This is a genomic window from Rathayibacter sp. AY1D9 (assembly GCF_002932395.1).
Classification (GTDB): domain Bacteria; phylum Actinomycetota; class Actinomycetes; order Actinomycetales; family Microbacteriaceae; genus Rathayibacter.
The window spans coordinates 32588-46494 of the sequence record NZ_PSVQ01000029.1 but is presented as its reverse complement, the minus strand read 5'-3'; the positions used below and the strand labels follow the sequence as shown (position 1 = coordinate 46494).

Sequence of the window (13907 nt, the reverse complement as noted above, 5' to 3'; positions counted from 1 at the left end):
GGCGGAGGAGAGGCGGAGCAGGAGCATGGGTGCTCGGGAGGGGCGGAGCGGGGGCGGGAGGGGAGGGGAGGGGACCGGGCTGGGGAGCGCGGAGCGCCGGGGAGCCCGTCGGGCCCGCACGGCGCGGGCGGCGGCGGCGTCCGGACGGCACAACGAACGGCCGGTCGGGACGGCGCTAGACAACCATCGACCACCGACACCGGTTCCGCAATCCGCCGAGGGGATGACTCCCCCGGCCCGCGGCCGCCGGGACGCGCGGAGGACGCGCAGGAGACGTGTCGGCGGCGGCTCCTACACTTCCAGGATGCGCATCGCCACCTGGAACGTGAACTCCATCCGGGCCCGCACCGGCCGCGTCGTCGACTGGCTCGTGCGCGAGGACGTGGACGTCCTCGCCATGCAGGAGCTCAAGTGCAAGCCCGAGCAGTTCCCGCACGAGGCCTTCGCCGACGCCGGCTACCACGTCGAGATGGTCGGGCTCAGCCAGTGGAACGGCGTCGGCATCGCCTCGCGCCTGCCGATGGACGACGTGCAGATCGGCTTCCCGGGCATGCCCGGCTTCGCGAAGGAGGCGGCGGCCGACGGCTCCTTCCCGCTCGAGGCCCGCGCGATCGGCGCCACGGTCGATGGCGTGCGCGTCTGGAGCCTCTACGTCCCGAACGGCCGCGCGGTCGACGACCCGCACTACCTCTACAAGCTCGAGTGGCTCGCGGCCCTCGAGGCGAGCACCCGCGAGTGGCTGGCCGCCGAGCCCGACCTGCCGCTCGCCCTGGTCGGCGACTGGAACGTCGCGCCGCTCGACAGCGACGTGGGCGACCCGAGCCTCGGCCCCGGATCCACGCACGTCTCGATCCCCGAGCGCGCCGCCTTCGCCGCCTTCGAGGACGCGGGCCTGCGCGACGTCGTCCGCCCGCTCGTGCCCGAGGGCTACACCTACTGGGACTACAAGCAGCTCCGCTTCCCGCGCAACGAGGGGCTGCGGATCGACTTCGTGCTCGGCTCCCCCGCGTTCGGCGAGCTCGTCACCGGCGCCTCGATCCACCGCGACGAGCGCAAGGGCGACGCCCCGAGCGACCACGTCCCGGTGGTGGTCGATCTCGACCTGGAGACGACCCTCGACGACGACCGCCCGATGATCTTCTGAGCATGGCCTCGTCGAAGAAGAAGCGCGCGCGGGCCCAGGCCACCTCGGCCGGCGCCTCCCGCCCCGCCGCCCGACCCGCGACGGCACGCCCTGCGACGGCGCGCCCTGCGACCGCCCGTCCCGGAGCCGCGCACGACGAGTTCCGATCCGACGCCTACCGCTCGGTGGGCGAGATCATCGCCGCCGGGAAGCCGCGCCGGCGCCGCTGGGACCTCGTGCTCTCGATCCTCGGCTGCCTCGCCCTCGGCCTGCTCACGATCGTGCTCGGCTACCTCGCCGCGATCCTCTCGGTCTTCCCCGCGCAGTGCGAGGGCCAGAACTTCGCCTGCGACTTCGACCGGATCGACTGGGGCGTCTCGATCGCGCTGATCGGGCCGCCCGCGCTGACGCTGATCGCCGTGGCCGTGACGGTCGTGCGCTACCTCGTGGGCCGCCGCGCGTTCCTCGTGCCGGTCATCGGGTTCGTGCTCTGCATCGCCACCGCGTTCCTCGCCTCCTCGCTCGTGACGAGCTCGATCCCCGGGTCGGCGCTGGTCTAGCACCGACCCGGGGGCGCGTCAGCGGTCGGGCGGGCGGCGCTGGTCCAGCACCGACCCGGGGGCGCGTCAGCGGTCGGCGCGGTCAGCGCTGGTCCAGCACCGACCCGGGGCGCCGACCGCCGGCGAGGTCAGCCGCAGGCGGGCTCGTCGTTCAGCGTGACCGCGGTGGGGTTGATCATCGGGGTCACCCGCACGGTCTGGTCGCCGAAGCCGGAGGCGTCGCCGGCGCTGAACTGCACGTCGAACGTCTCGGACTGGCCGGGCGAGAGCTGCACGGCGACCTTCGAGACGGGACGGCCGAGGTCGTCGAGGCTCTCGGGTCCGTAGCCCGTGCCGTCGGCCCAGGCCGCGCTCGACACCGTGGTCCCGGGAGGGCCGTAGACGTAGATGTTGGTGACGAAGTCGCCCAGGGGGTACGCACCGCGCCCGCCGGCCGCGGCGACGTAGCCGGGCAGCGTCCGAGCGACCGCCTTCGAGATCGTGTTGGTCACGGTGACGGAGGTGGTGAAGACCGCGCCCGAGGCGGCGCACCGGCCCGCGCTCGACTGCGTGACCGCCGTGCTCAGGTAGTAGTCCATCTTCGAGCCGCCCGAGGCGTCCTGGAAGAACACTCCGGTGGTCGTGCCGTCGGTCGTCGTCTGCGGCAGGACCCCCGCGATCGGCGTGGGCGCGAGGAGCGCCTGCTCGTCGGCGTCGGAGCTGTAGGCGAGGATGCGGCTCTCGTCGACCGCCTTCACGATCGCCGGGAGCATCTTCGTCGGCTCCATCTCCCCGCCGAGGATCTTGCCCAGGACCGTCGCGCTCGCCTCCGAGAAGAACTCGTCGGTGCGCTCGGCCACGACCGACTCCGGGTAGCGGAAGTAGACCTCGTTGAGCAGGGTCGAGACGGTGTTCTCGCTCGTGAGGACCGTGCCGTCGGTGAGGGTCACGGGCCCGGTCGAGCCGAGGAGGTAGGAGAGGGCGACGGGGTCGATCGCGAGGACGCCGTCGATCCTCTGCTCGGGGAACTTTTGCGCCCAGAACTGCGAGGCGATCGAGGCGGCCGTCGGGAAGTCGGGGCGGCTGGTCGAGACGTTGAAGGTCGTCGCCATGTTCTCGCCGATGGTGTCGAGCGCGCTCTGGTCGACGGTGACGGGCGCCAGACCGCGGAAGTCGCCGCTGCCCAGCTGACGGCCGATCGATATCGCGCCGCCGTCGACGTCGAGCTGCATCACCGACGACGCGCCGCCGCCCAGAGCCTGCGACTCCGCCAGGTTCTGGAACATCACCAGGTAGTGGCGCGGACCGGACGCTCCGAGGGAGTCGGGGAGGATCGCGGTGAGCGGCTCGACCTGCTCCATCGCCGCGGTCGCGGTCGCCAGCTGCGGAGTGAAGGAGTCGAGGGCCGAGGCGACCTGCGGCACCAGCGGGCCGCGGTCGATGCCCTCGACGCGGGTCTGCGCCGCGTCGACGACCTCCTTGGCGACAGTGATCTTCTGCGACAGCTCGGTGATCGCCGCGAGGTCTACCCTGCCGTCGACGGGCTTGAGGATGTCGAGCGAGGTCGTGGAGAGCGGCGTGACGATCCGGCCGGAGACGTCGTCGGCGATCTCGGTCGCGGCGCGGACCGCGGACAGGTTCGGCCCGAGGACGGGCACCACCTCCATCACCCGCCACACCGGGTCCTCGGTCTCGTCGCGCGCCTCGCCGGTGAGGGTCGCGATCCGGCCCGCGGTCTCCTCCGCCCCGGAGGTGTCGAACGTCGTCAGCCTGTCCGTCACCTGCGACACCAGCGGGATCGCCTCGGTCAGCTTGTCGCGGACGGTCATCGCCTTGTCGTAGGTGCGCACGCCGAGGAGCACCGCGACGACGGCGCCGATCAGCAGGACCAGGAGGACGATCAGCGTGATCCAGAGGCCGCGACGGCGGCGCGGCCTGCCGCGGGCGGAGCGGTCGGCGGACGTGGTGGTGCTCATTCGAGAGAGCCTAAGCGACGGTCGGCGGAGTGCGACCGGGCCCGCGCCACCGGCCCCGTCCCAGGACGAGGGACACGCGACGCGGATGCGCGGGCCGTCCGGCGCCTCCGCCGGGCCCGAGCGGGAGCCGGGGATGCTGCTCCGCTCAGCCCAGCAGGAGGGACACCCCGATGAGCACGGGCACCGCGGCGACCGTGGTCACGAGGGCCGTGTCGCGGGCGACGGCGACGCCCCGGTCGTAGCGCGAGGCGAAGGTGAAGATGTTCTGCGCGGTCGGCAGCGCGGCGGTCACCGTCACCACGAAGAGGTGCTCGGAGTCGAGGTGGAACGCGAAGCGCCCCAGCAGCAGCGCGACCGCCGGCATCACCAGCGACTTGAGCACGGAGGCGACGACCACCTCGACCCGCGCCGGCCCCGCCTCCAGCGGCCGCTGCCCGCGCAGCGACATCCCGAAGGCGATCAGCACCAGCGGGATCGACGCGTTGCCGATGATCGAGAACGGCTGCAGCACGGGCGCGGGCAGCTCGACGCCGGTGAGGGCGACGACGAGGCCGAGGGCGGAGGCGATGATCATCGGATTCCGCAGCGGCTGCGTGAGGATCGCGCCGACCGAGGTCCGCCCGCTCGTCGAGACGTCGAGCAGCGTCAGGATCGTCGGCGCGAGGACGATCAGCTGCAGGAGGAGCGTCGGGGCCACCCACTGCGGATTGCCCAGCACGTAGATGGCGACCGGCAGCCCGATGTTGTTGGCGTTGACGTAGGAGGAGGCCGCGGTCCCGATCACCGTCTCCGGCAGCGGGCGGGGGAAGAGCAGCCGCGAGGCCAGCACGTAGAGCAGGGCGACGGTCAGCACCGTCAGGAGCGAGACGAGCAGGAACGAGGAGAAGAGGACGGAGACGTCGGCCCGCGACAGCACGGTGAACAGCAGCGCCGGCGTCGTGACGAAGAAGGCGATCCGCGACAGGATCAGCCGGCTCTCGGGCGGGACGATCCGGAACCGCGCGATCAGGTAGCCGACCGCGATGACGACCCCGATGATCGAGAAGCCGGTGAGCACGCCCTCCACGCCGCCGCCTCCCCGCCGCGGCCCGTCCGCTGTCGCGCCTCCACCCTAGGCAGTGGCCGGGCGTTGCAGCGCCGGCGGGACGCGCCTACGGTGTGCGGCATGCCGCATCTCGAGGTCCCCGGCGCGAGCCTCTACTGGGAGGCGGACGGCCACGCCTCCGCGCCCGCCCTGCTGCTCGTGCACGCGGGCATCGCCGACCTGCGGATGTGGGACCCGCTCGTCCCCGACCTCTCGCGCGACCGGCTGGTGGTCCGCTACGACGTCCGCGGCGCGGGCGGAACGAGCACGGAGGACGTGGAGTACGACCCGCGCCGGGACGCCCTGGACGTGCTCGACCACCTCGGGGTCGAGCGCGCGGTGGTCGTCGGCTGCTCGCGGGGCGGGACGCTCGCGCTCGACCTGGCGCTCGAGCATCCGGAGCGGGTGACCGGCCTGGTCGTGATCGCGCCGGGCCTGGCGGGCTTCGACTACCCCGCGCTGACGGCGGAGGAGGAGCGGCGCTTCGGGGAGGTCGAGGCGCTGGAGCTCGCGGGCGAGCGGGAGGCCGCGGCGATCGTCGAGGCGGAGCTCTGGGCCGTGGGTCCCGACCGCTCCGCGGACGACGTGGCTCCGGAGTTCCTCGCGCGGGTCCGGGAGCTCGCGCTCACGGGCGTCGGCCACGAGGCGGAGGCCCCCCGCCCGATCGATCCCTCCGGGCCGGCGGGCGAGCGGCTCGGGGAGATCGCCGTGCCGACCCTCGTCGTGGCGGGCGCGCACGACCTCTCCGAGTCGCTGCCGGTCTGCGAGCACCTCGCCGCCGAGGTGGGCGGTGCCGAGCTGCACGTGCTCGAGGACGCGGCGCACCTGCCCGGCCTCGAGCACCCCGAGGAGTTCCTCGCGGTGCTGCGGCCGTGGCTGGAGCGCCACGGGATCTGATCAGGCCACGGCGGCCAGGTCGAACGCCCAGTCCACGTAGAGCTCCGGCGGTTCGCCCTGCTCGACGAGGTCGATCCGGTCGAAGCCGGCCTCGACGCAGGTCGCGCCCGCGTCCAGGTCGCTCTCCGCCACGAAGGCGTGCACGAAGCGGGGCACGGGGAACGCCGCCGCCTCCTCGAGCAGCATCCGCACGGAGGCCGCGGTGATGCCGCGGGCGTGCGGAGCGATGCTCCACGCCGCCTCGTAGGCGACGACGCCGCGCGAGCAGCCGTACCAATAGCCGATGGAGCCGACGGAGAGTCCGTCCAGCTCGACCACGTAGAAGAACGCGTCGCCGTCCGCCCAACCGCGCAGGTAGCGGTCGTGGCGCACGAGGATCTCGCTCTCGCTCTCGAGTCCGCCGCCCGCGTGCGCGAGGGTGTCGCGCAGGACGGAGGCGTCCGCCTGCGGCCAGGGGAGCAGGCGGAGGTTCTCGGGGTGGTGGTCGATGCTGGCTGTTCTCTGGTCGCTTCCGGGTTCGGGTCCCGTCACGCGCTCCGATCCTCTCTCTCAGGATGGCTCGCCGATCGAGCGCGCCGCCAGGGTGTTCGGCGCGCCTGTCCGATCGGATGTCTCCGCACTCGGGATGCGGACACGGTGTCGCCCCATTTTCGACCCGATCAGGGGAGGGAAACGGAAGCGGTGAGGAATCTAGCCCCGGACGGGGGGTGGCACCTGCACAACACCTGGGCAGCCGCTGACCGCGGGGCCTCCGAGGGGCGGCGGAGACGTGCGCCCGCCCCCGCGAGATCGCCGCTTCGCTCCGCTGAGACGCAAGAAAAGCGCGCGCACGAGCCCATACGCTCGGAGTCGGAGCGCGTTCCGCTCCTGCAGCCCCGTATCACCAGCGTGAGGAGGATCACCATGTCGCAAGCCGTGCAGAGCACCGTCGTCGGAGAACCCGAGGTCGTCGAGGACCGCGTGGAGGAGTTCGCCGCCTGGCTCGACCTGAAGGCGGCCGCCGCCGGGCTGCAGCCGCTCCAGTCCCAGGACGGCTCGCTCGCCGATCCCGAGCGGCTCGAGGAGGCGCGCACCCTCGTCGAGCGGATCGTCGCCGGCGTCCGCACCCTCGCCCCCGCGTTCCCGCACGACGCCGCGTACCTCGACGCGCTGGTCGTCGACCTCGAGCGCTGGAGCGCCGGCGGACTCGGCCTGCCCGACTTCCTCGACTCGCTCACCGCGTTCCAGCCGCAGCTCGAGCGCGTCGACGGCCGCCGCCACCTCGTCGTCTTCCCCATGTACACCCAGAACGGCAGCCGCGACCGCCACGTCGAGGCCGTCCTCGTCGAGGTCGTCTGGCCGCGGTTCGTCGCCGAGCTGGAGGCCGGGGACTACTCCAACGCCCTCTTCGTGCCCGTGCGCTTCGTCGACTTCACCGCCGGCTACGACACCGACAGCGCTGTGCTGTTCCCCGAGACGGTCGCGATGCGCTCCGTCCCGTCCTTCACCTGGGGCGCGATCTTCGCCGACCGCGAGGCGGCCCGGTTCCGCCGCGTCGTCACGGAGGCGGCCCGGATCACCCGTCTCGAGCTCCCGGAGGACGCGCAGCGCCTGCTGGCCGACCAGCGCCTGGCGGAGGAGTCCTTCGTGATGTGGGACCTCATCCACGACCGCACCCACATGCGCGGCGACCTGCCGTTCGACCCGTTCATGATCAAGCAGCGGATGCCCTTCTTCCTCTACTCGCTGGAGGAGCTGCGGTGCGACCTCACCGCCTTCCGCGAGGCCGTCGCCATCGAGCGCCGCCTCGGCGCGCTCGACCGCCGCGACGACGAGGAGGAGGCGCTGGCCGAGCGCTCGCGCTTCGTGCAGTACGCGATCCTGTTCGACCGGCTCTTCCGCTTCCCGCTCACCGGGTCGCGGGTGCGCAACTACGACGGCCTCGGCGGCCAGCTGCTCTTCGCCTGGCTGCACCAGCACGGCGTCCTGCACTGGACCGACACCCGGCTGGCGTTCGAGTGGGACGGCGTCGCCGACGTGGTCGTCGCCCTCTCGGACGCGATCGACGAGCTCTACTGGCGATCGATCGACCGGCCGAAGACGGCGCACTGGCTGGCCGCGCACGAGCTGATCGCGGCCACTCTCGCTCCGCACCCCGCCTCCGCCTGGGCCCGCGGGCTCCCGGACGAGGTGCTGCTCGGCGCCCCGCGCGGGCTCACCGACGCGGTGCTGGACGACGAGTTCCCGCTGTCGATGTTCTACGAGGCCCTCGGGAAGAAGATGGGCGACGTCATCGCCTCGACCCGGGGCATCACCGGCCGGGACTGACGTCGCGCCCGGGAGGTGGCGGGGTGCGCTCCTCCGCCTCCCGGGGCCCCGTCCGACCGGCGTCCGTTAGCGTGGGGCGCATGCCCTCAGGTGACGGAGCCGCGGACCCGCTCGACGCGGGCTGGATCCGGCGAGCGCCGAGCCGGGCCGGATACGTGCGCGATGCGGTCACCGCGGGGATCCTGCTGGTGGCGACGATCGTCTCCGTCGCGCTGTACTCCTCGGCGGGCTTCCCGGACGCGGCGCACCCCGTCGTCAGCGCCCACTGGGCCGTCCTGATGACCCTTCCCCTCGCGCTGCGCCGCCGGTTCCCCGCGAGCGTGGCGGCCGGGCTCTCCGTCGTCTACGCGCTCGGGATCGTGCTCCAGGTGCCGGAGTCGCTCTTCGGCCAGATCTGCCTGTTCCTCGCGCTCTACACGGTCGGCGCGTGGGGCCGGAACCGGCGCACGGCGCTCGTCGTCCGAGTGGCGATCGCGGTCGGGATGCTGGGCTGGCTGCTCACCACCCTCGCCACGGGCGAGTACTTCGGCAGCTCCGTGCCGGTCGACGACTCCCCCGGCCTGCTCTCGCCCTACGCGGCGGAGTCGGCCCTCGCGGTCGTGTCGAACCTGCTCTACTTCGGCAGCGCCTACGTCTTCGGCGAGGCGTCGTGGCAGTCGGCCCGCCGGCTGGAGGCGCTCGAGACGCGCACGGCCGAGCTCGACGACGAGCGGGAGCGCTCCTCGCGGCAGGCCGTGTCCTCCGAGCGGCTGCGGATCGCGCGCGAGCTGCACGACGTGGTCGCGCACCACGTCAGCGTGATGGGCGTGCAGGCGGGAGCGGCGCGGCGGGTGCTGGCGCGGGATCCGGAGCGGGCGGCGGCATCGCTCAGCGCCATCGAGGGCGACGCGCGCTCGGCGATCGAGGAGCTGCACCGCATCCTGGTCGCGCTGCGCGCCGAGGACGCGGTCCCGAATCCGCTCACCGACGCCGCGTCCACCCGCGGGGTGGCCCAGCTCGAGGAGCTGGTCGCGGCGTCCAGCGGGTCGGGCCTGCCCACCGTCTTCCTCACCCTCGGCACGCCCCGCGAGATCCCCGCGACGGTGGGGCTCAGCCTCTACCGCATCGCGCAGGAGTCGCTCACGAACGTCCGCAAGCACGCGGGGCGCGGCGCGCACGCCGAGGTGCGCCTCCGCTACGCCCCCGACGCGGTCGAGCTCGAGATCGCCGACGACGGCGGGTCCGGCCCGCACCCGAGCGCTCCCGCCTCCTGCGGACTGGGGCACACCGGCATGAGCGAGCGCGCGGCCGCGGTCGGCGGCTGGATCGAGATGGGGCCGAGGGGCGCGGGCTACCTCGTGCACGCCCGGGTGCCGCTGTCCCCCGTCCGGGCGAGCGTGCCGGACGCCGGCGACCCGGTACCGTCGTCGGAGACGTCGCGGGGGCGTCAGGAGCGAGCGAGCGGGGGCCGCCCATGACCGAGCATGTGCGCGTGCTGCTCGTCGACGACCAGGAGCTCGTCCGCGTGGGCTTCCGCATCATCCTCGAGTCGGAGCCGGGGATCGAGGTGGTCGGCGAGGCCCGCACCGGGCTCGAGGCCCTGCAGCGCGCCTCCGAGCTGCGCCCCGACGTGATCTGCATGGACGTGCAGATGCCCGGCCTCGACGGCCTGGCCGCGACCCGCGAGATCGTGGCCGACCCGCGCCTGTGCTCGCGGGTGCTCATCCTCACCACCTTCGACCGCGACGACTACCTCTTCGAGGCGCTCTCGGCCGGCGCCAGCGGGTTCCTGCTCAAGAACGCGTCGCCGGAGGAGCTGGTCGAGGCCGTGCAGGTGGTCGCCCGCGGCGACGCGATGCTCGCCCCCGACGTCACCCGGCGCGTGATCGAGCGGTTCGCGTCCGTGCCCGAGCGCACGCCGACCGCCGCCGACCACCCCGGAGTGGCCGATCTGACGGACCGCGAGCGGGAGGTGCTCGTGCACCTGGCGCGGGGCTGGTCGAACGCCGAGATCGCGGCCGAGCTGTTCGTGGGCGAGGCGACCGTGAAGACGCACGTCTCGAAGATCCTGATGAAGCTCGGCGTGCGCGACCGGATCCAGGCGGTCGTGTTCGCCTACGAGCACGGGATCGCGGTGCCGGGGCGCCCCTGAGCGGTGGGCACCGTGGTGGACGGCTCGGAGGTGCTCGACGCCGGGGCGGTCAGCGCCGGGGCTGGCTCGAGGCCGGGCGCGGCGGGGTGCGGCGGACGAACTCCATCCGGATCTCCGGCACGATCTTCCGGTCGAGCACGACCGTCATGTAGCGGCCGTCGACGCGGGCGCCGATCGCGACCACGTCCGGATCGGTGTCCACGCGGTAGCCGCGCAGCGCCTCCCCGTCCACGATCACCGGGACGCCCCGCACGACGTCCTCGTCGCGGAGGGCGGCGGCGACCACCGGCATCCCGCCGCGGCGGCTGCGCACGCGGCCCGGGAAGGTGTTGCGGAGCACGTCGCCCATGTGGGCCGCGAGGCGGGACTCCAGGGGCCGGCTGCGCTCGGCGGGGATCGGCACGGAGGTGCGGACCGCCTCCCAGAGCACCGGGTACCGCATCCGCGTCACCTGGTCGACCATCCACGGCGGCAGGTGGTCGTTCTCGGCGCGCTCGATCGCGCGCTTCTGCTCGGGGGTCAGCGGGACGTGGTTGACGGGGTCGGCGCGGTTGCGCGGGTTCTTGTAGAACGAGTACGAGAGCGAGATCTCGACGAAGCGGCCGAGCGCCATCGTCTGCGCCGCGGCGAACTCCTCCAGCCTCGGCTGGGGCGCGAACGCGAGGACGGGATCGCCGAAGCGAGCCGCGATCTCGTCCACCCCGGGAGGGGCGGGCATGTCGCGGACAGCTCCCGTCGTGTCCATGCGCATACGTCAAGAGTGGCCTGCCTCCCAGCCGATACCAACTTCTTGACGGAGATCGGCTTTCGGGTCGTCGTCCGTTCACCTGCCCGAAACATGCGGGAGGCAGGAGGGGTGTCTCGGCGGGCGCCTCCGGGGCTCCTCCGGGCGGCGGGCTGCGAAGATGGAGGGATGAGCGCTCTGCACGATCCCGACGTCCGCGGCTTCGCCTCCGACAACTACTCCGGAGTGCACGACGAGGTCCTCGCCGCGATCGCCGCGGCCAACGGAGCGCACCAGATCGCCTACGGCGAGGACGTCTACACCGAGCGCCTGCAGGAGGCGTTCCGCCGCGAGTTCGGCGAGCAGGCCCAGGCCTTCCCCGTCTTCAACGGCACGGGCGCCAACGTCACCGGCCTGCAGTCGATGCTGCCGCGGTGGGGCGCCGTCGTCTCGGCGGGCACCGCGCACATCACCTCCGACGAGGGCGGAGCGCCGGAGAAGGTCGGCGGGATCAAGATCCTCACGGTCCCCACGCCCGACGGCAAGCTGACCCCGGCGCTGGTCGACCAGGAGGCGTGGGGCTTCGGCGACGAGCACCGCGCCCAGCCGCTCGTGGTCTCGATCACCCAGTCCTCCGAGCTCGGCACCGTCTACACCCCGGAGGAGGTGCGCGCGCTCGCCGACCACGCGCACGGCCTCGGCATGCGGCTGCACATGGACGGGGCGCGCATCGCGAACGCCGCGGCCGCCCTCGGCCTGCCCCTGCGCTCCTTCACGACCGACGCAGGCGTCGACGTGCTCTCGTTCGGCGGCACCAAGAACGGCATCCTGCTCGGCGAGGCGATCGTCGTGCTCGACCCGGCGGCCTCGACCGGGCTGACCTTCCTCCGCAAGACCAACATGCAGCTGTCCTCCAAGATGCGCTTCATCTCGGCGCAGCTGCTCGCCCTGCTCGGCGACGGCGGCGAGGAGGAGCCCCTGTGGCTCCGCTCGGCCCGGCACGCGAACGCCATGGCGGCGCGCCTGCGCTCGGGGCTCGAGGAGGCGATCGCCGCCGGCCGGATCACCGGGCTCGAGTTCACGCAGCAGACCCAGGCCAACGCGGTGTTCGCGACGCTGCCGCCCGGAGTCGCGGACCGGCTCCGCGCCGCCTACCGCTTCTACGACTGGAACCCGGCGACCGGCGAGGTCCGCTGGGTCTGCTCCTTCGACACGACGGAGGACGACATCGACGCGTTCACGGCCGCGATCGAGCGCGAGCTGGCCGCGTGAGGGCCCGCCTCCCGCGCCTGGCGACGGTCGGCGCCGCGCTCGCCGTTCTCGTCGCGCTGACGGGCTGCACGTCGGCCGAACGCTCGGACGTCGCGGCCACCCCGTCGGCGTCCGAGACCGCCGCTCCGACTCCCTCCGCGACTCCGACGCCCTCGCCCACGCCCACGGCCTCGACCCGCCTGGGCTGCGACTCCCTCCTCCCCGCCACGCGGGCGGCCTCGGCACTGGGGGTCTCCCGCAGCGCTCTCGAGGGCAGCCGCGAGGTGACGACGCGCTCCTCGGGCGAGCTGATCCGCGAGGCCGCGGAGGAGAACGGCGGAGTGCTCCGCTGCGCCTGGTACGACGAGGACGCCTCGATCACCGCGGCCGCGGTCGACGACGCCGCCGAGGCCTTCGCCGGCCGTCCGGGCCCGCGCCTCGAGACCGCCGTCGAGGCCTACGGCTCCTGCACCGACGGCAGCTGCGACCTGGACCTGCTCGCCGGCGCCACCTGGGTGACGCTGCAGCTGCGCGGCGCCCCCGCGGCCGTCGACCTCGCCGCGCTGGCGACCGGCACCGCCTCCGCCGCGCTCGGCACCCTCGACGAGCCGGTCACCGCGACGGCGCCCGTCTGCACCGAGGTCCTGACGGCCGAGCAGCTGTCCGGTGCCGCCGGTCTCGCGCAGGCGACCGCGGGGACGGGGACCGGGACGCCGACCACCGCGTCGGCCGCTGCCGCCGCCCGGGCCGGGTACGCCTCCTGCAGCTGGAGCGACGCCTCCAGCGCCGCCTACTCGGGCGTGACGGTCGACGCGCTCCCGAACGGCGACGACGGCTGGCGGAACCTCTCGCTGACCTCGGGCCTGGCGATCCCGCTCGAGCCGCTCGACGGCTTCGGCGAGAAGGCCCTCACCGGCTGCGCGGCGGGCGTCTGCGAGATCGACGCGCTCGCCGACGACGTGTGGTGGCGCGTGACCGTCACCGGCGACGCGGCGAAGGCCGAGGCCGTCGCCCGCGCCGTGCTCGCGAACGCCTGACCCGGGCACCCCGCTCCTCCTCCGCGAGCGGGTCAGCGCCAGTACTCGTACCAGGACGACTCGCGGCAGCCGAGGGACGCGTAGAGGCGGCGGGCGCCGACGTTCTCGGCGAGCACCTGGAGCCAGAAGCGCGCGACGCCCCGGCCGGACGCGTCCTCGAGGAGGGCGCGGATCACGGCGGAGGCGAGCCCGCGGCGCCGGGCGTCCGGCCGGGTCGCCAGCGCGAAGAGGCCGCCCCAGAGCTCGCCGTCCGGCGCCGTGACGAGCGCGAGGCGGCCGGTCGCGGCCGGGCCGTCCCCGTCGACGGCGAGCGCGTAGGAGGAGGGGCAGCCCGCGAGGATGCGCTCGGCGACCGCGCGCTCCTCCGCTCCACCGCGACCGTCCACCGACCACCAGAGGGCGAGCCAGTCCTCGTCGGGAGCCGGGGCGAGGCGGACGCGAGGCTGCGGCGCGGGCCTCGGCGGCACTGGCCTCGACGGCGCGGACCCCGACGTCGTGGACAGGGCGGCGAGCGCCTCCTGCACCGAACCCGTCAGCACGAGCGTCCGGTCGATCGGCGCGGCGCCCCGCTCGGCGAGCAGCCCGGTCAGACCGGCGGGGCTCGGCGGCCCGATCTGCACGAGGGGTGCGATCCCGTGCTCGCGGGCGAACGCCTCCGCCGTGTCGAGGGCCGCCTCCTGGTCGACGACGTCGCCGGACGCGAGCACCGAGTTCGCGCGCTTGGTGACCCCCGAGGAGGCGCGCAGCTCCCATGGGCCGAGGGGGCGCCGCACGAGCGCGGGCCAGGCGTCGGCGGCGAGGCGGTCGAGCAGGCGCGGATCCATCGGGCCACGGTAGC

Annotated in this window: 13 protein-coding genes; 8 read left to right on the top strand and 5 right to left on the bottom strand. The window is 73.8% G+C overall.

The window, feature by feature from the left end; all coding sequences use genetic code 11:
• The first annotated feature begins 304 nt into the window (after nt 1–304).
• Complete coding sequence (locus C5C50_RS12280; protein ID WP_104225726.1) at nt 305–1144, top strand: exodeoxyribonuclease III; 840 nt, start codon at nt 305–307, stop codon at nt 1142–1144.
• A 2-nt stretch (nt 1145–1146) separates the two neighbouring features.
• Nucleotides 1147–1683 (top strand): hypothetical protein, encoded by a 537-nt coding sequence (locus C5C50_RS12275; RefSeq protein ID WP_104273545.1) that lies wholly within the window; start codon nt 1147–1149, stop codon nt 1681–1683.
• Nucleotides 1684–1811: 128 nt separating this feature from the next.
• Here the strand turns inward: C5C50_RS12275 and C5C50_RS12270 are convergent, their stop codons facing one another.
• Nucleotides 1812–3638: a DUF4012 domain-containing protein gene (locus tag C5C50_RS12270; RefSeq protein WP_104222808.1), complete on the bottom strand. Its 1827-nt coding sequence runs from the start codon at nt 3636–3638 to the stop codon at nt 1812–1814.
• Nucleotides 3639–3783: 145 nt separating this feature from the next.
• Entirely contained in the window at nt 3784–4704 is a 921-nt protein-coding gene (locus C5C50_RS12265; protein ID WP_104273544.1) for an AEC family transporter, read from the bottom strand.
• 99 nt (nt 4705–4803) lie between these two features.
• Here C5C50_RS12265 and C5C50_RS12260 point away from each other — a divergent pair, with 99 nt between their 5' ends.
• Nucleotides 4804–5619 (top strand): alpha/beta fold hydrolase, encoded by an 816-nt coding sequence (locus tag C5C50_RS12260; RefSeq protein WP_104273543.1) that lies wholly within the window; start codon nt 4804–4806, stop codon nt 5617–5619.
• On the opposite strand, the gene C5C50_RS12255 is transcribed toward C5C50_RS12260, so the two are convergent.
• Entirely contained in the window at nt 5620–6150 is a 531-nt protein-coding gene (locus C5C50_RS12255; RefSeq protein ID WP_104222811.1) for a hypothetical protein, read from the bottom strand.
• 372 nt (nt 6151–6522) lie between these two features.
• Between C5C50_RS12255 and C5C50_RS12250 the strand changes: the two genes are divergently transcribed.
• The 3 genes from C5C50_RS12250 to C5C50_RS12240 all read left to right on the top strand — a co-directional run bounded on the left by C5C50_RS12250 (nt 6523) and on the right by C5C50_RS12240 (nt 10057).
• Complete coding sequence (locus C5C50_RS12250; protein WP_104273542.1) at nt 6523–7926, top strand: DUF6421 family protein; 1404 nt, start codon at nt 6523–6525, stop codon at nt 7924–7926.
• A gap of 80 nt (nt 7927–8006) precedes the next feature.
• A complete protein-coding gene (locus tag C5C50_RS12245) occupies nt 8007–9383 on the top strand; it encodes a sensor histidine kinase (protein ID WP_104247975.1) in 1377 nt (458 codons plus the stop codon).
• On the top strand, nt 9380–10057 hold the full coding sequence (locus C5C50_RS12240; RefSeq protein ID WP_104247976.1) for a response regulator transcription factor: 678 nt from the start codon (nt 9380–9382) through the stop codon (nt 10055–10057). The genes C5C50_RS12245 and C5C50_RS12240 overlap by 4 nt, the downstream gene beginning before the upstream one ends.
• Before the next feature lie 49 nt (nt 10058–10106).
• Here C5C50_RS12240 and C5C50_RS17030 read toward each other — a convergent pair whose 3' ends face one another.
• Nucleotides 10107–10802: a hypothetical protein gene (locus C5C50_RS17030; RefSeq protein ID WP_104239200.1), complete on the bottom strand. Its 696-nt coding sequence runs from the start codon at nt 10800–10802 to the stop codon at nt 10107–10109.
• A 168-nt stretch (nt 10803–10970) separates the two neighbouring features.
• Between C5C50_RS17030 and C5C50_RS12230 the strand changes: the two genes are divergently transcribed.
• Nucleotides 10971–12053: a low specificity L-threonine aldolase gene (locus C5C50_RS12230; RefSeq protein WP_104222816.1), complete on the top strand. Its 1083-nt coding sequence runs from the start codon at nt 10971–10973 to the stop codon at nt 12051–12053.
• The gene (locus C5C50_RS17025) at nt 12050–13069 is read left to right on the top strand and encodes a hypothetical protein (RefSeq protein ID WP_181027246.1); all 1020 of its coding nucleotides are present in this window, start codon (nt 12050–12052) and stop codon (nt 13067–13069) included. Before C5C50_RS12230 ends, C5C50_RS17025 begins: the two co-directional genes overlap by 4 nt.
• Before the next feature lie 32 nt (nt 13070–13101).
• On the opposite strand, the gene C5C50_RS12220 is transcribed toward C5C50_RS17025, so the two are convergent.
• Nucleotides 13102–13893 carry a GNAT family N-acetyltransferase gene (locus tag C5C50_RS12220; RefSeq protein ID WP_104269039.1) on the bottom strand — a complete coding sequence of 264 codons (792 nt, stop codon included), beginning with the start codon at nt 13891–13893 and terminating at the stop codon, nt 13102–13104.
• Between the last annotated feature and the right edge of the window lie 14 nt (nt 13894–13907).

Excerpts from the sequence above, each read along its gene's own strand:
- C5C50_RS12280 (WP_104225726.1), top strand. The coding sequence starts at position 305 with ATGCGCATCGCCACCTGGAACGTGAACTCCATCCGGGCCCGCACCGGC.
- C5C50_RS12275 (WP_104273545.1), top strand. The coding sequence starts at position 1,147 with ATGGCCTCGTCGAAGAAGAAGCGCGCGCGGGCCCAGGCCACCTCGGCC.
- C5C50_RS12270 (WP_104222808.1), bottom strand. The coding sequence starts at position 3,638 with ATGAGCACCACCACGTCCGCCGACCGCTCCGCCCGCGGCAGGCCGCGC.
- C5C50_RS12260 (WP_104273543.1), top strand. The coding sequence starts at position 4,804 with ATGCCGCATCTCGAGGTCCCCGGCGCGAGCCTCTACTGGGAGGCGGAC.
- C5C50_RS12250 (WP_104273542.1), top strand. The coding sequence starts at position 6,523 with ATGTCGCAAGCCGTGCAGAGCACCGTCGTCGGAGAACCCGAGGTCGTC.
- C5C50_RS12245 (WP_104247975.1), top strand. The coding sequence starts at position 8,007 with ATGCCCTCAGGTGACGGAGCCGCGGACCCGCTCGACGCGGGCTGGATC.
- C5C50_RS12240 (WP_104247976.1), top strand. The coding sequence starts at position 9,380 with ATGACCGAGCATGTGCGCGTGCTGCTCGTCGACGACCAGGAGCTCGTC.
- C5C50_RS17030 (WP_104239200.1), bottom strand. The coding sequence starts at position 10,802 with ATGGACACGACGGGAGCTGTCCGCGACATGCCCGCCCCTCCCGGGGTG.
- C5C50_RS12230 (WP_104222816.1), top strand. The coding sequence starts at position 10,971 with ATGAGCGCTCTGCACGATCCCGACGTCCGCGGCTTCGCCTCCGACAAC.
- C5C50_RS12220 (WP_104269039.1), bottom strand. The coding sequence starts at position 13,893 with ATGGATCCGCGCCTGCTCGACCGCCTCGCCGCCGACGCCTGGCCCGCG.